Origin of the sequence: Nocardia donostiensis (genome assembly GCF_002081715.1) — a bacterium.
In the GTDB taxonomy this organism is placed as follows: domain Bacteria; phylum Actinomycetota; class Actinomycetes; order Mycobacteriales; family Mycobacteriaceae; genus Nocardia; species Nocardia donostiensis.
This window is the reverse complement of sequence record NZ_MUKP01000011.1, coordinates 43,801-61,485: the sequence shown is the minus strand read 5'-3', so window position 1 is coordinate 61,485 and position 17,685 is coordinate 43,801. Positions and strand designations below refer to the sequence as shown.

20 protein-coding genes are annotated in these 17,685 nt (G+C 66.7%); 8 read left to right on the top strand and 12 right to left on the bottom strand.

Annotation, left to right across the window (positions count from 1 at the left end; all coding sequences use genetic code 11):
- Nucleotides 1–102 precede the first annotated feature (102 nt).
- Nucleotides 103–816 (top strand): Flp pilus assembly protein CpaB, encoded by a 714-nt coding sequence (cpaB, locus tag B0T44_RS09730; protein WP_077116912.1) that lies wholly within the window; start codon nucleotides 103–105, stop codon nucleotides 814–816.
- Nucleotides 817–886: 70 nt separating this feature from the next.
- Here the strand turns inward: cpaB and B0T44_RS09725 are convergent, their stop codons facing one another.
- The 9 genes from B0T44_RS09725 to B0T44_RS09685 all read right to left on the bottom strand — a co-directional run bounded on the left by B0T44_RS09725 (nucleotide 887) and on the right by B0T44_RS09685 (nucleotide 9,008).
- A complete protein-coding gene (locus tag B0T44_RS09725) occupies nucleotides 887–1,555 on the bottom strand; it encodes an MspA family porin (protein WP_077116913.1) in 669 nt (222 codons plus the stop codon).
- A gap of 97 nt (nucleotides 1,556–1,652) precedes the next feature.
- The gene (locus B0T44_RS09720) at nucleotides 1,653–2,327 is read right to left on the bottom strand and encodes an MspA family porin (protein ID WP_077116914.1); all 675 of its coding nucleotides are present in this window, start codon (nucleotides 2,325–2,327) and stop codon (nucleotides 1,653–1,655) included.
- 366 nt (nucleotides 2,328–2,693) lie between these two features.
- Complete coding sequence (locus B0T44_RS09715) at nucleotides 2,694–3,371, bottom strand: MspA family porin (RefSeq protein WP_077116915.1); 678 nt, start codon at nucleotides 3,369–3,371, stop codon at nucleotides 2,694–2,696.
- Between the two features lie 119 nt (nucleotides 3,372–3,490).
- Nucleotides 3,491–4,165, bottom strand: coding sequence for an MspA family porin (locus B0T44_RS09710; RefSeq protein ID WP_077116916.1), 675 nt, complete (start codon nucleotides 4,163–4,165; stop codon nucleotides 3,491–3,493).
- Between the two features lie 477 nt (nucleotides 4,166–4,642).
- The gene (locus tag B0T44_RS09705) at nucleotides 4,643–4,840 is read right to left on the bottom strand and encodes a hypothetical protein (RefSeq protein ID WP_077116917.1); all 198 of its coding nucleotides are present in this window, start codon (nucleotides 4,838–4,840) and stop codon (nucleotides 4,643–4,645) included.
- Nucleotides 4,837–5,331, bottom strand: a complete 495-nt coding sequence (locus tag B0T44_RS09700; protein WP_217697495.1) for a MogA/MoaB family molybdenum cofactor biosynthesis protein — start codon at nucleotides 5,329–5,331, stop codon at nucleotides 4,837–4,839. Before B0T44_RS09700 ends, B0T44_RS09705 begins: the two co-directional genes overlap by 4 nt.
- Nucleotides 5,332–5,390: 59 nt before the next feature.
- Entirely contained in the window at nucleotides 5,391–6,638 is a 1,248-nt protein-coding gene (locus B0T44_RS09695; RefSeq protein WP_077116919.1) for a S1C family serine protease, read from the bottom strand.
- Nucleotides 6,639–6,783: 145 nt separating this feature from the next.
- The gene (locus tag B0T44_RS09690; RefSeq protein ID WP_245839339.1) at nucleotides 6,784–8,226 is read right to left on the bottom strand and encodes a HAMP domain-containing sensor histidine kinase; all 1,443 of its coding nucleotides are present in this window, start codon (nucleotides 8,224–8,226) and stop codon (nucleotides 6,784–6,786) included.
- Between the two features lie 95 nt (nucleotides 8,227–8,321).
- Nucleotides 8,322–9,008, bottom strand: a complete 687-nt coding sequence (locus B0T44_RS09685) for a response regulator transcription factor (protein ID WP_077116921.1) — start codon at nucleotides 9,006–9,008, stop codon at nucleotides 8,322–8,324.
- A 366-nt stretch (nucleotides 9,009–9,374) separates the two neighbouring features.
- On the opposite strand from B0T44_RS09685, the gene B0T44_RS09680 reads away from it, so the two are divergent.
- From B0T44_RS09680 to B0T44_RS09655, 6 genes are read left to right on the top strand one after another with little or no spacing between them, the layout of a single operon-like run.
- Nucleotides 9,375–12,395 carry a sensor histidine kinase gene (locus B0T44_RS09680; RefSeq protein WP_077116922.1) on the top strand — a complete coding sequence of 1,007 codons (3,021 nt, stop codon included), beginning with the start codon at nucleotides 9,375–9,377 and terminating at the stop codon, nucleotides 12,393–12,395.
- Nucleotides 12,392–12,802: a roadblock/LC7 domain-containing protein gene (locus B0T44_RS09675; protein WP_077116923.1), complete on the top strand. Its 411-nt coding sequence runs from the start codon at nucleotides 12,392–12,394 to the stop codon at nucleotides 12,800–12,802. The genes B0T44_RS09680 and B0T44_RS09675 overlap by 4 nt, the downstream gene beginning before the upstream one ends.
- A gap of 7 nt (nucleotides 12,803–12,809) precedes the next feature.
- The gene (locus tag B0T44_RS09670; RefSeq protein WP_077116924.1) at nucleotides 12,810–13,184 is read left to right on the top strand and encodes a DUF742 domain-containing protein; all 375 of its coding nucleotides are present in this window, start codon (nucleotides 12,810–12,812) and stop codon (nucleotides 13,182–13,184) included.
- On the top strand, nucleotides 13,174–13,797 hold the full coding sequence (locus B0T44_RS09665) for a GTP-binding protein (protein ID WP_077117042.1): 624 nt from the start codon (nucleotides 13,174–13,176) through the stop codon (nucleotides 13,795–13,797). The genes B0T44_RS09670 and B0T44_RS09665 overlap by 11 nt, the downstream gene beginning before the upstream one ends.
- Complete coding sequence (locus tag B0T44_RS09660) at nucleotides 13,790–14,632, top strand: MHYT domain-containing protein (protein ID WP_077116925.1); 843 nt, start codon at nucleotides 13,790–13,792, stop codon at nucleotides 14,630–14,632. The genes B0T44_RS09665 and B0T44_RS09660 overlap by 8 nt, the downstream gene beginning before the upstream one ends.
- A gap of 25 nt (nucleotides 14,633–14,657) precedes the next feature.
- Nucleotides 14,658–14,963 (top strand): hypothetical protein, encoded by a 306-nt coding sequence (locus B0T44_RS09655; protein ID WP_081511854.1) that lies wholly within the window; start codon nucleotides 14,658–14,660, stop codon nucleotides 14,961–14,963.
- Nucleotides 14,964–15,544: 581 nt separating this feature from the next.
- On the opposite strand, the gene rpmF is transcribed toward B0T44_RS09655, so the two are convergent.
- Genes rpmF through mrf form a run of 3 tightly spaced genes read right to left on the bottom strand, consistent with a single transcriptional unit; the run spans nucleotide 15,545 to nucleotide 17,323 of the window.
- On the bottom strand, nucleotides 15,545–15,718 hold the full coding sequence (gene rpmF, locus B0T44_RS09650; RefSeq protein WP_077116927.1) for a 50S ribosomal protein L32: 174 nt from the start codon (nucleotides 15,716–15,718) through the stop codon (nucleotides 15,545–15,547).
- A 1-nt stretch (nucleotide 15,719) separates the two neighbouring features.
- Nucleotides 15,720–15,998 carry a type B 50S ribosomal protein L31 gene (locus B0T44_RS09645; RefSeq protein WP_077116928.1) on the bottom strand — a complete coding sequence of 93 codons (279 nt, stop codon included), beginning with the start codon at nucleotides 15,996–15,998 and terminating at the stop codon, nucleotides 15,720–15,722.
- The gene (gene mrf, locus B0T44_RS09640; protein ID WP_077116929.1) at nucleotides 15,998–17,323 is read right to left on the bottom strand and encodes a ribosome hibernation factor-recruiting GTPase MRF; all 1,326 of its coding nucleotides are present in this window, start codon (nucleotides 17,321–17,323) and stop codon (nucleotides 15,998–16,000) included. The genes B0T44_RS09645 and mrf overlap by 1 nt, the downstream gene beginning before the upstream one ends.
- Before the next feature lie 114 nt (nucleotides 17,324–17,437).
- On the opposite strand from mrf, the gene rpmB reads away from it, so the two are divergent.
- Nucleotides 17,438–17,674 (top strand): 50S ribosomal protein L28, encoded by a 237-nt coding sequence (rpmB, locus tag B0T44_RS09635; protein ID WP_077116930.1) that lies wholly within the window; start codon nucleotides 17,438–17,440, stop codon nucleotides 17,672–17,674.
- Nucleotides 17,675–17,685 lie beyond the last annotated feature (11 nt).

Genomic DNA, 17,685 nt, shown 5'->3' with positions numbered 1-17,685 from the left:
CCGCTCGACGTCTTCCTGGCCGAGTTCTCCACAGCCCGCGGGTTGTCCACAACCGGCTGTGTAGCAGGCGATGAGCTGTGATATCAGCCATACGATCGGCGTATGTCCCGATCATTCACCCCGTCGCGCCGAAGCACCCGGTTCGGGCAACTCGGCCGGGGTCGCCTCGGCCACGGCGAAACCTGGCGGGAAACGCTGTGGAACCGCCCGTCGTGGGCGGACGGAACGCTGGCCAGGCGCGTGCTCGCCGCGGTGTTCGCACTCGCCGCGATCGTGCTGTTCCTCCGCGGGACCGCAGACAGCGAGCGCGTCCCGGTGCTGGTCGCCGCCCGCGACCTACCGCCGGGTCATCTCTTGCAGACTTCCGACCTGCGCACTGCCTCGTACGAACCGGGCGCATTACCCGCAGGTGCGGTCGGCGATCCGAGCACGCTGACCGGGGCTGTCCTTGCCGCGGCGATGCGCGCCGGCGAAGTCGTCACCGATCTGCGCGTGGTAGGGCCGCGGCTGGCCGCGACAGCCACCGGTACGAGCGACGGGCGGATCGTGCCCATCCGGCTCGCCGACAACGCCGTCACCGGCATCCTGCGGGGCGGTGACCGGGTGGACGTGATCGCCGCCACCGAATCCGCGCCGATGAATGCGCGCATATTGGCCAGCAACGCCGCCGTGGTCTTGGTCTCCGGCTCACCGAAGCATCAGGAGACCCGTTCGAGCACCGCCGAACGGGTCGTGCTGGTGGCGATGAGCTCCCGGGACGCGGCGACGGTGGCGGCGGCCTCCCTGAGCACTGCCCTCACGGTGGTATTCCATTGAGCTCTGCACGACAAGGGGCCTGCCACCATGAGCGGCAGGCCCCTTGGGGATTCCTGATTGCGGGCTCGACTCAGCCGAGGCTGAAGGGCTGGCCCCACAGGGTGACGACCGACACGACGTTCTCGGTCTCGACCTTGACCTGCACGAACGAACGCGCCTGCGCGTAGCCGGCGCAGCCGCTCAGGCCGATGGTGGAGTCGGCCCAGGTCACGCTGCCGCTGTTGCCCTTGAACTTGTTACGGCGCTCGTGTTTCTCGTTGCCGTAGTCGTCCGGCTCCTCGATGTCGAGGATGTAGAACGATGTGGCCTGACCGGGTCCGAGAGACAGCTCGCCGCCACTCTCGGCGCCGATGCCGACGGACTCGCCGTCCCAGGTGCCCTCAGCGGAGGCGCCGCCTTCGACTCCGCCCCCGGCGATATTGACCTGGCAACCGACGACGTAGCCGGGCCGGATCTCGCCGCCCTCGACGTTCTCGCCCGCGATCTCCACCTGGGCGCTCCCGGAGACCCAGGCATTGCGGTGCACGGGGGTGGCACCCATGGACGGGCTGATGGTGGCCGATTCACCGACCATGCGAACGGTCACCGCGGTGCCATCGGGCAGCGTCTCCACAATCTCGCCACCGGGCAGCGGAACGAACGTATCGGCGTTGGCGGCACCGGTGGAGAACAGGCCCATCGCCACGGTGGCGGCGGCGCCGACACCGGCGAGGCGCGCCATTTTCTTACGGTTGATCATTGTGTATTGCCCCTCTGGGGTTGAAGTCGCAGCAGCGAATAAAGATGTGGTTGGTGATGACGGCTCACCACGGGCCGGGGTAGCGACCGGTGCTGAGTCAGCCGATGCTGAACGGCGCCCCGTAGAGGGTGGTCTTGGAGTAGTGGTCGCCGATGATCTCGACCACGGTGTAGGCGCGCGCCTGCGCGTAACCGGCGCAGCCTTGCAGCTGGATCTCCACGTCCTGGTACTGGATCGAGTAGGTGCCCGCCTTCGGGATGTTCTTCAGCTCGATCTGAACGAACTTGACCTCGCCGGGGCCGAGCTCTAGGCCGATGGAGCCGCCCACCGATCCGCCGTCGAGGTCGATACTGCCGGACATACCGGCGCTGATCGCGTCGTCGCCGATGCTGACCTGGCAGCCGACGATGTAGCCGGTGTTCAGCTGGGAAAGGCCGTGCGTCGAGGAGTTGTTGGTGCCGGGAGCGCCCGCCGGGCCGTTCTCCGGGCCGGGTTCACCTTCGGGAGTAGCGGTGACATCGGCGGTCGCGGTGCCGGACACCCAGACCACCCGCCCCGCGCCGTTGGCAGCCATGGACGGGGAGATCAGGGCGCTTTCCCCGATGCGCTTGACGGTGACGCCGGGTCCGGCCCGCTCACCGTCGGGCAGCGGGACGAAGGTATCGGCATTGGCGGCACCGGTGGAGAACAGGCCCATCGCCACGGTGGCGGCAGCGCCGACGCCCATGGCGCGTGCGCCGCGACGCAGACCGGTGGTGCGGTTCTTGCTCATACTTCCCCTCATCAGGTTTCAGCGAGACCAACCTCGAGCACCGAGGATGGAGTGCCTACTAAAAGGCTCAGTAGGAGCTTCGGCGATCGCCTTGTCCGCCAGATGAACCCGAAATAGCACAACTGGTGAACTCTGGAGGACGCTGCCGCTGCCGGAGCATGTCGCCATAGTGAGGGGAAGGTTGCGGAAAAGTTACGCCGTCTCCCAGCCGGGTCGATCCTGCAACCTTCAGACGCTGCAATTGCCCTGGTAGACAATGCGATAACCCCAGGGTACGGGCTCGTCACTGTGGTGACGAGCCCGTACCCTTACCAAGGCTGGGGATTTGCTTGCGCCCGGCTGGAGATCAGTCCGAGCAGTAGGAGATCAGCCCAAGCTGAACGGCTGGCCCCACAGCGTCACCGTGCTCCGCACATGCTCGGTCTCGACGGAGACGCTCACGAAAGCGCGCGCCTGCGCGTAGCCGCCGCAACCGGTCAGGCCGATGGTGGAGTCGGACCAGGTGACCGAACCACTGTTGCCGTTGAAACGGTTTCCGGTTTTGTGGTCCTCGTCCCCGTAATCGTCCGGTCCTTCCAGATCGAGCAGGTGGAAGGACTTGGCCTGGCCCGGACCGAGAGTGAGCTCGCCACCGGTGTTGGCGCCGACGCCGGGAACGACGCTTTCGCCGTTGCTCCAGTCGACGGAGCCTTCGACGCCGCCCGACGCGCCGCCGCCGGAGATGTTGACCTGGCAGCCCACCACATAACCGGGCCGGATCCTACCGCCCTCAGCGTTCCCACCCGCGATCTCCACCTGGGCACTCCCGGAGACCCAGGCATTGCGATGCAGCGGGGTGGAGCCCATCGACGGGCTGATGGTGGCCGATTCGCCGACCAGTCGCACCGTCACCATGGTGCCGTCGGACAAGGTCTTCACGATCTCGCCGCCCGGCAGCGGAACGAAGGTATCGGCATTGGCGGCGCCGGTGGAGAACAGGCCCATCGCCACGGTGGCAGCAGCGCCCGCACCAGCGAGACGCGCCAATTTCTTACGGTTGAACATGGTTTCACCCTTCGAGGGTCGAGTTTCGCTGCACGCGAAGAGGATTCGTTTCGGGCTCGACGGCGTCGAGGGCGCGGCCGGTTGCGGACCGCCGCGCGGCGCTCGCCGCAGACGTCTGCTCAGCCGATGCTGAAAGGCTGGCCGTACAGGGTCGTCTTCGAGTAGTGGTCACCGACGATCTCGACCACGGTGTAGGCACGCGCCTGCGCATAACCCGCACAACCCTGGATCTGGATCTCGGTGTCCTGGTACTCGACCGAGTAGCGGCCGGGCTGCAGAATGTCCTTGTAGTCGATCTGCACGAACTTGACCTCACCCGGGCCCAGATTCACCCCGATCGAGCCGCCGACCGAGGCGCCGTCGAGGTCGATACCACCCGACAGGCCCGCTCCGATCGCGTCGTCGGCGATGCTCACCTGGCAGCCGACGATATAACCGGTGTTCAGCTGCGAAGCACCATGTGTGGACGAGTTGTTGGTGCCGTCAGCACCGGACGGGCCGTTGCTCGGTCCGACTTCGCCCTCCGGCGTCACCGTTACGTCGGCGATCGCGTTACCTGATACCCATACGACACGACCTGCGCCGTTGGCCGCCATGGACGGCGAGATCAAGGCGTGCTCCCCTATGCGTGTCAGCGTCACCCCCGGCCCGGCGCGATGGCCGTCCGGCAACGGCACGAAGGTATCGGCGTTGGCTGCACCGGTCGACAGCAGACCGATGGTGACAGCTGCGGCAGCTCCGATGCCAGCGACCCGGGCCTGGTTTCGCCCGATCGTGGCGCGATTCTCGCTCATACTTCCCTCATCAAATTGTGAACAGCAAACTGCAACCCTCGAGGCCGGACAAGTCCTCTCGGGCCGCGCTCAGTATGTCTCAGATTCGTTTCCTGCGTGTAACTACTTGTTATTCCGGTGCAGCACCGTTACCGCAAGGACCCGGCAGAACATCCCTCTGACCAGCCGTTTGCGCAGGCCAACCGAACATTGCCCGCGGGTAACAGAACGGGTAACTCCCGCTCCAACACTGCGCAAGTGATACAAATCACACAGTTAAAAATGCACATATTACCGCGCATGCATAAATGGACTTCGCCATTCCAGCTACCCCCGAAGCGGGAAAACAGACCGCGAAGTGCCACAATAAAATACGATCTACACCGTACGAAAGCGAGACGGGTCGAATGCAGATCGCTGCCACACGCCCAGCGCAGCGCCGGGGCGAACACCCCGGTCGCCAGCAGCGCAGCACCGGACGCGGCGGGCCGCCGCCTGCTAACCGCCGTGCCCGTGATGTGGTGGGACCTGAGAGCGCAGCCAGTTGTCGGAATCGCCGCCGGAAGGCCGGTCGTCACCGCGTTCGTCGGCCGTGGTTCGCGGCAGCACTTCACCGAAGATCCGGTCCAGACGCGCGGCGTCCCCCGCCCGGCGGTATGCCGTGCGGGGGACGTCGGAAGAATCCGGGTTGCTCACTCGTCCAAACCGGAGAGCTCACCGATCACGCGGCTCGCCAGCGGACCGAGGGTGGCCATACCGTCGCGGATCGCGGCGCGGGAACCCGGGAGATTCACCACGAGGGTGCTGCCGGAAACCCCGGCCAGCCCGCGGGACAGACCCGCATCCAGGGAACCGGCCACCCGCCCTGAGGAACGCAGCGCCTCGCTGATACCCGGCAATTCACGGTCGAGCACCGGAGCGGTCGCCTCGGGCGTCACGTCACGCGGCGACATACCGGTGCCGCCCACGGAGATCACCAAATCGACGCCGCCGATCACCGCGGTGTTGAGCGCGTTGCGGATCGCGACCTCGTCGGCCTGCACCGACACCGACGCGTCCACCAGGAACCCTGCCTCGGTGAGCAGTTCGGTGACCAGCGGGCCGAGCGAATCCTCGCCGCCGTGGGCGGTCCGATCGTCGACTACCACGACCAGAGCTCGTCCCGCGACAGCAGCATCGATATCCATGGTGCTCACCGTAGCGCCCACGCCGAGCTCAGGTCGCCATCCCCCGGTAACCAATTGCATCAGCGGCCCCCTTCCGCGGCAGCGGCGGCGAGGGTTACCTCGACCGTTTTGGCGTTACCGCCTTGTTCATCGGTATACGTCACCTTCACCTTGTCTCCTGGTTGTCGGGAACGAACGGCGGCGACGAGACCGTCGCCGGATTCGATGGAACGGTCGTCGAGCTTGGTCACGATCACACCGGGCGGGATCCCGGCCGTTGCGGCGGGCCCGTTCGGCATCACATCCAATACCCTTGCCCCGCGCAGCGTTTCGTCGCGCTGCACGGTCAGGCCGATCTGGGCGTAGGTCGCGTGCCCGTGCTCGATCAGCTCCTCGGCGACCCGGCGGGCCTGGTCGACCGGGATGGCGAAACCGAGACCGATCGAACCGCTCTGCTGGCCACCCAACCCGGACGAGCCCATGGTCGCGATGGCGGTGTTGATGCCGATGAGCTTGCCTTCGCTGTTCACCAGCGCGCCGCCGGAATTGCCCGGGTTGATGGCGGCGTCGGTCTGGATCGCGTCGATCACCGGATTCGGCACGGTCGGATCGCCGCCGCCCTCGCCGGTTGTCGACACCGGGCGGTTGAGCGCGGACACGATACCGGTGGTCACGGTGCCCGCCAGGCCCAGCGGTGAACCGATCGCGATCACGGGCTCGCCGACCTGCAGATCGGCGGAGGTGCCGAGTTCCACCGGGGTCAGACCGGTTTTCCCCTCGGCTTTGATGACCGCCAGATCCGATACCGGGTCGGCACCGACCATTCTGGCCGGTGCGGTGCTGCCGTCGGCGAAACTCACCTGCATCCGTGCGTTCGGCCCACCACCGGCGGCGACATGATTATTGGTCAGGATCAGCCCGTCGGAGGACAGGATCACCCCGGATCCCTCGCCTTCGGCGCGATTGCTGGCCACCTTGATCATCACCACCGCGGGCAGCACCCGCTGCGCGACCTCCTGCACCGAGCCCGCCGGTGCGGCGGCGGCGTTGTCGATCGCCGGTTTCGGCACGTCCAGCGCGTTGGTCACCGGGGCGGAGCCGTCGCCCGAGCCCGCGACCAGCGCGCCGACAACACCCCCGACACCACCGCTGACCAGGGCGAGCGCGGCGGCACCCGCGACGAGCCCGGTGCGCAGCGGGCGGCGGTGCGGCGGCTCGGGCGGGCCCTCGGGTGAATACGGCGGCGGTGTCACCGCCGGGTACGGCATCGAGGGCGGCACCGCGGTATGGTCCGGCCCCGGGGGCCGGTGGGTGAAATCCTCGGTCATGGTTTCTCGTTTCTTCTCACGTCCACCGTCCACAGTTGCGGTGGCGACTGAGAGCTGACTGAGACCGTGCTTTCAGTTTTCTGCGTATCACGAGCGGTGACAACCCCGGGCCTGCGGAGGTCGCGATCCGACGCCGAGCACGCGGTCACCGATTCACCTCACCCGCGCCGGGTGACGATACCGACCCCACCTCGCCCGGCAACACGATCCGGATGAGTGCGCCGCCGCGCGGTGAGGTGTCGATGGTGATGGTGCCACCGTGTTTGGTCACCACCTGTTTGACGATGGCAAGGCCGAGACCGGAACCCGGCATCGAACGTGAGGCCGTGGTCCGGTAGAAGCGTTCGAACACCAGCTCCCGCTCGGCGGGTTCGATACCGGGCCCCGCGTCGCCGACCGAAACTTCGAGCAGCCCCCGGCCGACCTCGGTCATGGCCACCCGGACCCGTTCGCCTGCCGGGCTCCATTTCGCCGCGTTGTCGAGCACGTTCAGGATGGCGCGCTCCAGCGCGGCCTCATGCCCGTAGACGAACCACGGCCGCAGCTCGGCGACGAAATCGATATTGCCGCGCCGCCGCCGCACCCGTTCCAGCGCCCGCTCGGCGACCTCGCCCAGGTCCACCCGCTCGTACACGGTTTCCGGCGCGTCCTCGCGGGCCAGATCGACCAGATCACCGACCAGGGTGGACAGTTCTTCGATCTGGGCCATCACATCCGCGCGCAGTTCGGCCATATCCTCGTCGGGCAGCTGCGGTGCGCCCGGACGGCTGGACGCGATCAGCAGTTCCATATTGGTGCGCAACGAGGTCAGCGGGGTGCGCAGCTCGTGCCCGGCGTCGGCGACCAGGCGGCGCTGCCGGTCCCGGGATTCGGCGAGCGCACGCAGCATGGTGTTGAAACTTTCGGTCAGCCGAGCCAGTTCGTCATCGCCGGTTACCGGGATCGGTGTCAGATCGTCGGTACGGGCGATACGTTCGGTGGCCGCGGTCAGCCGGGCGATCGGACGCAGCCCGGTGCGACCCACCGCGGTGCCCGCCGCGGCGGCGAGCACGACCCCACAGCCGCCGACCACGAACAGCAGCCAGGCCAGCCGGTCGAGTACCTCGCGGGTCGGTTCCAACCGCTGAGAGATCACCAGCGTCACACCGGAATCCATGCGCCGCGCCAGCACCCGCTGGTTGTTGTAGGTGCGCAGCGATGTCTGCCGCTTACCCTGGGCGACCTCGATTTCCTCGGTTCCGATAGGCGGTTTCGTCGGCTGCGGCGGCATGTACACCGGCAGACTGCCCGGTTGAGTGGACGGCGGCGACGATACCGAGAACGGATAGATCAGCGCGACGCCGATATCGTTGGAGAACAGCGTCGCGACACCGAGCGACTGGAAGGCCATATTGTCGATATCGCCGCTGATCATGGTCGCCGACCTGGCCCGCAGCTGGGCATCGACCGCGCCGTAGAGCGCACGGGCCACCATCGCGTAGGCCGCGATCGAGGTGACCGCGACCGCGATCGCCACCACCGAGGCAGCCAGCAGGGTGACCCGCCAGCGCAGTGAGACGGTCCGGGTCAGCGGGGTCGGCGGCCGCATCGTGGCCGGCTCGTCCGGCCACGATCTGCCGAGTGTCGCGACGGTGGGGCGTTTTGCCGCCGAACGTGGGGTGCGGGCCATGGTCGGCTACCTGGCTAAGGCGGTGTTTCGCGCAGCACGTAGCCGACGCCGCGGACCGTGTGGATAAGCCGGGGCTCGCCGTCGGCCTCGGTTTTCCGGCGCAGATACCCGATGTAGACCTCGAGCGCATTACCCGATGTCGGGAAGTCGTAGCCCCAGACTTCCTCGAGAATACGGCCGCGGGTCAGCACCCGGCGCGGATTGGCCATCAACATTTCCAGCAGTGAGAACTCCGTGCGGGTCAACGAGATCGCCCGTGCTCCGCGCGAGACCTCCCGGGTCACCGGATCCAGCGACAGATCCGCGAACCGCATCGCCTCCGATGCCTCGCCCTGATCCGGAGCGCGGCGGCGCAGTAGTGCGCGCAACCGAGCAAGTAATTCCTCCAGCGCGAAAGGCTTCGGCAAATAGTCGTCGGCACCCGCGTCGAGGCCTGCGACGCGTTCGGAAACCGAATCCCGGGCGGTCAATACCAGAATCGGCAGATCGTCACCGGTACTACGCAACCTACGGCATACTTCCAGACCGTCCAGCCGCGGCATCATCACATCGAGTACGAGTGCATCCGGACGCTGACCGGTTGCCTTCTCCAATGCGTCGACGCCATCGACAGCGAGGTCGACGGTGTAGCCGTTGAAGGTCAGCGATCGGCGCAGTGATTCCCGGACGGCGCGATCGTCGTCGACTACCAGAATGCGCATGTCACCAGTTTGACCACATCGACTGAGAGCCGACTGAGAGGGTCCCCGCGGCGCGCCGGATGGCGACCCGCGCGCGGGCGCGGTTTGCCCGACCGGGTGCCCATGTCACGACCACTGACTGTGACCAGCACATTTGTCCCTTTGCCGGGAAAACGTGCTAACGGGCGGCAAAAGGTATGAAAGGTGTTCCTGGCACCCATATTCGAGGTTTAACGGGCGGACTGCCGGATTGCCGTTGCCCCCGCTGCACGGTATGTTCCGAGCGGTAAAAAGTAGACCTCTGGTTCGTTCTCCGCGGTGTGAATCGAAATCGAGAACAGCCGCGCATGGCCGAGGTCGATCGTGATGCGGAGGCGACAGAGGCGGATGGAAGCACCGCGACCCTGGCAATTCAGCCTGTCCAACTGGTCGGTCACCCGCAAGGTCGGCATCGTGCTGGTGCTGCCGGTGCTACTGGCAGGCGTTTTCGCGGTGCTGCGAATCAACAACGAACTGCGCACCCTGGAGCTGCTCGACGCGGCCACCGAACAGGCCATCATCATCCGCCCGATCATCGCCTACGGCGCCGCGACCGAACAGCTCGCCGTCACCGCCACCGCCACCTGGGGCAGCCAGGGCGATCCGCAGGCCGATGCCGCGCTGGCCCGTTTCGATCAGGCGCTGGCCGATCTGGAGACAGCGGTGGAACGCAGCGCGGTCGCCCCTGAGGTCACCTCGGAGCTCTCCTCCGCCCTCGCCATCGGCACCACGATGCGCAACAGCCTGCGCAGCGGTTCACCGACCATGGTCGGCGATCAGGCCGACGAGATCGCGGTGCGTATCGGTAACGCGCTCGCGCTCTCCCCCTCGGTCGAAGACCTCACCATTCAGCGCTACTTCCTGCAGCTGACCACGATTCACAACGCCCGCCGACTGCTGACCACGCAGCGCATGGTGATCAGCTCCCCCGAAGCGGCGCGAAATCCGAGCATGCGGCCCCGGGTGCTGACCTCCGCGGGCGGCGAGCTGGTCATGATCTACCAGTACGGGCAGATCCTGCCGGATCTGGCGGGCAATATGCGCCCGCTGCTGGACGCGGTTCAGACCCGGTTGGCAACGTTCAGCCAGAACACGGCCGATCCGGCGAACAACCCGGCGGTCCTGGATTCGCTTCAGATCAGCTCGAACACCTACGACGTCACCGCCGCACAGTTGATGGACGTTATCGACAGTTCCCTGAAAGACAGCACCATCACCGCGCAGAACAGCGCGCTGCGCGAGACCGCGATCGTCATCGCGATGCTGCTCGCCGGCCTGGCGCTGGCGCTGGCGGTGGCGCGCACCCTGGTCGTCCCGGTGCGCAGGCTGCGGCGCGACGCGCTAGAGGTCGCGCATGTGATGCTGCCCAACGAGCTGTCGGTGGTGCGCGGCGGCGGCGCCACCCCGGAGATCACGCCGGTGGCGGTGCACAGCACCGACGAGATCGGTCAGCTGGCCCGCGCCGTCGACGAAATGCACGAACAGGCGCTGAACCTGGCAGCCGAACAGGCGCGACTGCGAGTGCAGATCGGCAACATGTTCGAAACCCTGTCCCGGCGCAGCCAGTCGCTGGTGGAACAGCAGCTGTCGCTGATCGAGGAACTCGAGCACGACGAGGACGACGGCGAACGCCTGCAGAGCCTGTTCCGGCTCGACCACCTCGCCACCCGGATGCGCCGCAACGGCGACAACCTGCTGGTGCTCGCGGGTACCGCGCTGCGCCGCGGCCAGCTGCTCCCGGTGCCGCTGTCGGATATGTTGTGGAGTGCGGTTTCCCAGGTCGAGGACTATCAGCGGGTGGAGATCGGCACCGTTCCCGACGGTGTCGTCGCTGGTGAGCCCGCCGTCGATATCGAGCATCTGCTCGCCGAGTTGATCGACAACGCCCTGCGCTACTCCCCTCCGTCCACCCCGGTCGCGGTATCGGTGTCGCGCGCGGTTGATGGCGGCTATCTGATCGAGATCACCGACCGCGGTCTCGGTATGTCCGCCGAGGACCTGCAGGCTACCAACGCCCGGCTCGCCTCCGGTGGTGAGGTCACGGTCGAAACCGCCCGCCGGATGGGTCTGTTCGTCGTCGGCAGGCTGGCCAAGCGCCATACCATCACCGTCGGCCTGCGCCGCACCTCCACCATGGCCCAGCAGCCCGGTATCACCGCCAGCGTTCATCTTCCCGGCGCGTTGGTCGCCCCGCCGATGGACGACAACCTGGACACGAAAACGTTCACCGGCCCGATAGAGCCGCTGCCGCAGCCGCGCACACTGGTCCCCGTCCCGAACCTGCCGCAGTCGGGGCCGACGCCGCCCACCGGTCCGTCCGGGGAGGTCAAGCCGTTCGGGCTGACCAGTTCGGGCCTGCCGCAGCGACGTCCGATAACTCGCCCTGCGGATGCCTCCGACCAGTCGTCCGGCACCGCCACTCCCGCAGGCGGTGTTCCGGTGAACCAGGGCGGCAACGGAGTGGATTCCGGCCCGCTGCCGCTGCGCCGGACCGACGACGGCGACGGCCCGGAGGGACCACGCACCGTCCAGTTCGGTCCGGCGACGCCCCTCCGCGGCCGTGATCCCCTGACCGGGCCGAACCCGGTGGTTTCCCGCGAGCCGGACGAAGAGCCGACCGGGCTGTGGGCCGAAACGCACAAAACCGAGGCCTACGCTCTGCCCGGCTTCCCACCCAAGGGCGAAGAACCGGAGCCCGGCGATTCCCCGGACATTCCGCATACGGCTCCCCCCGCCGAGCCCGACGCCGATCGCGAACCGGTACAGCGGACCACCGCACTGTCCGGATTGCCGATCCGCAAACCGGGCTTCGACCGGGACGAACCCGCTGCGGCGCCAGCGCCAACGGACAACGGATCGAGCACCGGTGAGTTCCGGGCAGTGGAGTCTCCGGCGACCTCGTCCGCTGCGGATACGGCTGCCGGGGAGCCGCCTTCGGCGAGAGTGGAGCCGCTTCCGACTACGACGGAGCCCGCATCGTCAGCTGGGGATCCGCCTTCGGCGACGACCTCGAGCAGCCGGTTGCAGCCGGTGGGTGGTGAATCACCGACGCCGATCTATCAGCGAATGGTCTCCGAATGGCTGGTCGAGCCCGCTTCCGTCCAGCCGAGCGAAGCCTGGTCCTCTCCCGCGGACGCGGGCTGGCTGGCCGCCGAGGACGCGAGCAAACCGACCACCACTTCCCGTACGGCGGGTGGTCTACCGATCCGCAGGCCGGGCGCTCAGCTGGTACCGGGCGGTCTGGCGCCCGTCGAGGACGAGAGCCCACGCGATCCAGAGGAGATCCGGAACAACCTGACCAGACATCTCAGTGGGGTCCGCAGCGGGCGGGCCGATGCGCAGCATAAAGACGACGGAGGGCTTGCATGACCAACCCGAAGAGCAACAGCACAGACGAGAATCTGAACTGGCTGGTAGCGCGTTTCACTCGGGATGTGCCCGGTGTGTCCCATGCCGTCCTGGTTTCGGCGGACGGTCTGCTGCAGGCGACCAGCCCGCATCTGCCTGCCGACCGGGCCGAACAGCTCGCCGCGGTCACCGCTGGCCTTGCCAGCCTGTCGGCCGGGGCTGCGCAGCTGTTCGACGGCGGCAAGGTCATGCAGTCGATTGTGGAGATGCAACGCGGGTACCTACTGGTGATGAGCGTCGGCAACGGTTCGCATCTGGCGGTGCTCGCCAACAAATCGCACGATATCGGCCGGATCGGCTACGAGATGGCGTTGCTCGTCGACCGCGTGGGATCCGTGGTGAGTGCAACCGCCCGAACTCCCGTCTGAGCGTGCGATGTCCCAATACGGCCCCGGCCCGAACAACCGGCCGATACATCGCGTCCGTCCGTACGCCCTGACTTCCGGGCGTACCGAGCCGGCCATCGATCTACCGTTGGAGGCGGTTGTCGAAACCATCTCCTACCATTCGCATATCGACTGGCCCTCCGGCGACATCCGCACCGAGATCCTGCGGCTCGGCGTGCATCGGCTCTCGGTCGCCGAAATCGCCGCGCACCTGGATCGCCCGCTCGGTATGGTCCGCGTCGTGATCGGCGACCTGGTCGTGGACGGGAACCTTCGAGTGCATTCGACGCTGAACGAACAGGCGAGCTACGACGAACGCCGTTCCCTGATGGAGAGGACATTACGTGGACTCCGTGCCCTATAGGAAAGCTGAGGGGGGCTCCGCGTCCAACGACAGTGACACCCGCACCGCCTCTACCAAGATCGTGGTTGCCGGCGGTTTCGGCGCAGGTAAGACCACGTTCGTCGGGGCGGTATCCGAGATCGTCCCGTTGCGTACCGAAGCGATGGTGACCAGCTTTTCCGACGGCGTCGACGATCTGGCGAAAACACCGGACAAGGAGACCACCACGGTCGCCATGGATTTCGGGCGGATCATCCTGCCGGGAAACCTGGTGCTCTACCTGTTCGGCACACCGGGGCAGCGTCGGTTCTGGTTCATGTGGGATGACCTGATCCGCGGCGCGATCGGTGCCGTGGTGTTGATTGATACCCGCAGGTTGGAGGACAGTTTCGCGGCGGTCGACTTCTTCGAGGCGCGTAAACTGCCGTTCCTGATCGCGGTCAACCGGTTTCCGGACGCGCCGCGTTTCCCGATGGCGGAGTTGCGTGAGGCGCTGTCGATCCGCGAGGGGGTGCCGATTGTCGATATCGACGCCCGGAACGCGGTGGAGGTGCGCCAGGCACTGGCCGCGGTCACCGAGTATGCGATCGCCCAGCTGAAGGAAAGCGAATTGGAGGCCGCTCAGCATGGCTGAGGTCCAGCTGTTTTCGCTCGGCTACTGGCTGGTCGCGCTGTCGATCGGGGTGTCGGTGATCGGCATGCTGGTGGGGTTGGCGTGCGCGGTGAACGGGCGGCGTTCAAAGAAGTTCCGCCCGGTATGGCTGGTCGCTGCGGCGGCGGGGATCGGCGGTGTCGGTCTGTGGCTGTCGACGGCGATCTCGCTGCTCGGTATCTCGGTTCCCGGCGGCGCGTTGCGCTATGACGTGACGCTGTTGGTCGCTTCGCTTGTGGTCGTCGTCCTCGCGGTGTTCGCCGGACTGCTGACCGCGGGGCGAGAGTTCCAGTTGCCACGGATGATCGGCGGCGCGACGGTGATCGGGATCGGCGGCGGGGCGATGGTGTATCTGGATCTGCTCGCGCTGGACGTGCAGGGGACGGCCGAGCTGACATTGTGGCTGATCGTGGTAGCGGGCGTCGTCGCGGTGCTTGCGGCGAATCTGTGCCTGTGGCTGTTCCAGGTGTTCCGGTTCGCGCTGGCCAGGGTGGGCACGATCGCGCTTTTCGCGGCCGGGGTTTCGGCGATCTACTATATCGGGGTCGCGGGTCTGAAGGTTTCGGTCGACAAGACCGGCGCCCTGCCCGAAGGCCAGGAACTGTTCGGTTTCGTGTTCCCGATGTTCGTTATCGGAATGCTCGCGTTGGCTGCCCCGATCTCCGCGGTGCTGGTGGCGCCGGATCGGCGCGAGTTCGCCGCGACCTCGGAGCGCAACGACCGCAAGGGTTCCGGCGATTCGGGAACGCCGCGACGGGATACGGCTGCCCCGGTGAACGGTAACGGCGGGAGCCCGATGCCCGAGCCCGCGCGCTGAGAACTACCCGGGAGGGGGATTGGCCGTGACTCCGGAGCAGGAGCAGATGCTGCGTGAGGTGTGGGCGCAGCTGGTGGAGTTGCGCGCGCAGATCGGCGAGTTGCGCACGGAGATCAGCGAGCTGGAGGCGACGGTGGCGGATCTGGCCGCGCGGGTGGAGCGGCTGGGTGAGGTGGAGTTGCCGTGGCCGCTGTCGCTGCTCGCGTTGCCGGTGGCGGTGCTGGTGGCGGTTTTGCGTCGGTTGGAGCCTGTGTCCGGGCAGTCATTGCCGTCGGCATGCCCGGACTGTGCTGCCAGGACGGGCGATAAGCCGCTCGGGGGCGGGGTGTGATCGTTCCGCGGGCTGTTCTGCGAGTGAGGTTGCTTGGCTGATGCAGGAGACCCGGCTGGGTGGATGGGCTGTCACCCGCTCAACTGCCGGGAAGTGCAGGAACCGCTCGGGGTGAATGTTTCGGCGAGGGCCGGAGATTGGCGATGAGCGGGTTCTCCCAGGACCGGGAGAACCCGCCCTCGCACATGAGGCTACAACCTCGGCTGGGGAAAATCATCAGTTCAGCAGGTCTTTTACTGTGCCGAAAAACAAACTCGCAGTCAGCAATTCAGAAGTTGGCAAACATTCCGCAATCTTTGATTCAGCCCATCACACGGTAAGTTCCCCAACTTTCGATAGCTGAAAAGTTGCCACTGACTTGAAAGATGCCGCTGCGGGAGCGGCTCCCAAACCTGTTCGCCCCCTGGGAATTCGCGTCAAGGGGGCTGGCAGACTACGCCGATCGGCACGAACAGTGCCATGACGAGCCAGATACCCGCTGTCGCAGGCAGCCTCAACGCCTCCCCCGCGACTACCCGCCCCGCACAGCACATGCCGAACCCGCAGCGTCATGCGCACAGGGTGCGTCCACATGCTTTTCGTCAGAGCCGTTCCACATCGATCAGACCGCGCCGCACCGCTTGCGCCAGGCGGCGCGGCACCTGATACACCGTGCCCGCGACCGTAACCGGCACCAGATCAGGCGGCGTAGCCCGCCAATTCGACCGGCGGCTACGGGTATTCGACCGTGACATCTTCCTCTTGGGCACCGCCATATCAGCTCTGCCCCTTACCCGATCGCACGACGGCCGTGCGCTTGCCGTACTTGCGCTCGAATTTCTCCACCCGGCCCTGGGTGTCGAGCACCCGGTTGGCTCCGGTCCAGAACGGATGCGAATCCGCGGTCACATCAACCACCAACAGCGGGTAGGTATTGCCGTCATGCCACCGCACAGTCCGCTCCGCGGTCGCGGTCGACCTGGTCAAGAACTTTTTGCCGGTGCTCGCGTCCTCGAAAACCACCGGATGGTAGTCCGGATGTATATCCGCTTTCATTACCTCTCCTTCCAGGCATGGTCGCCCGATTCACCACTCGGCGGCGTCGCCGCCGTTTCAGCCGATTCGCATAGGTCGGCGTGCCATTCACCGAACGGGTCTGTCCAGCGCGCCACCCGCTCCGGGGACCGCTCGACCAACCGCAGTTCGGCGTCGTCGACCAGCGCCCAGTGCAGGGCCCGCCGGATCTCCTCTGGATCGGCATCGTGGACCAGGATCACCAGTGACACGTCCCGGTCGCCGAAACGGTCGTCCCAGCGCAATGCCGCCAGCGCGAGCCGATCCGGGTCGGCTTTCTCGCGTTCGCCCGGCTCCATCGCAGCCAGCCATCGGCCCGCGCCGCCGACCCGCAACCCGCCGCCCGCCGATTCCAACCACACCACTTCCTCCGGTTGAGTGGCCAGCCAGAGCCGCCCGCGCGCGGTCACCACTCCCTCGAACAGCACATCAAGCGCCTCGTGCAACCGCACAGGATGGAACGGGCGGGCCGCCGCGAATTCGATGAGCGCGACACCGTATTCGGCAACCAGCGGGGGACTGTCACGCAGCAGCGGTGCATGCGCATCGAAAATCTCTCCGCGCCTGGAATCATCAGGTATCGCCGCGAGCAGTTCTTCGACCCTGGTGGCGGTGACCATACCGGAATCAGCGCGCAGCACCGGCGCCGCAGGCACCAGACGCTTCAGCACCGCGCCGAGCCGCTGATTCTCCAGCGGGCCCATGGTCGCGGTGCCGAAAAGCACCAGCGCGTCGGCGAAGTCGACCTGACCCACCGCCAGCTGCGCGACCGTCCGGTCATCGTCGGCGGTGGCCCGACCGCGTTCGGCCAGGGTTTCCTCGCCGGTGGCGTCGGACAGCCAGCTCGGCGCGTCCAGACAGGTCAGCACCGCTTCGACCCGAACATCACGCGCGGCGGGACCGTCGACCCGGCCGACCATACCTGCCACCACGAACTCGTCGATGGCCCGGCACACCTCCTCGGCCTCGAATGCCGGGTCCAGGGCGAGCACGATCCGCCGCACCGAATCACGGGCGGCCAGCGTGCACAACAACGGCAGCAGATCAGCGCGCAGTGTGCACGAGACGCAACCGTGCGCGAGCTCGAGCACCGAGCGTTGCTCGCGGTCGCGGTCACGCACCGTCCGCTGCACAATGCCCTCTCGCAGTTCCCCTAGATCGTGACCTACGACAACGGTTCCGGCAGCAGCGCCCAGCGCGGTGGCCACCTGGTCCACCCTCGCGGCGGCGGGACCGAACGTACCGGCGACCACCACTACCGGCGTCCTGCGATCGGCGCCGGGTGCGACGGGGGCGGGGTTATCCACAGCATGCCTTTCGATAATGATTTTCAATTACTTCGCCGCACACGGTACAGTCTCCAGCTGTCGTTGTCGAAAACGATTGTCATCTTCTTTTATAGCTACCCGGAGGGAGCCCACATGTCGGCGCACTGCCAAGTCACCGGCCGCAAACCCGGTTTCGGGAAAACGGTCTCGCACTCGCATAAGCGGACCAACCGGCGCTGGGACCCCAACATCCAGCGCAAGACCTACTACCTGCCCAGCGAAGGCAGGCGCATCACGCTCACGGTCTCGGCCAAGGGCATCAAAACCATCGACCGTGACGGAATCGAAGCCGTAGTGGCGCGGATCCGGGCACGCGGCGACAAGATCTGAGGAGAGCGGCA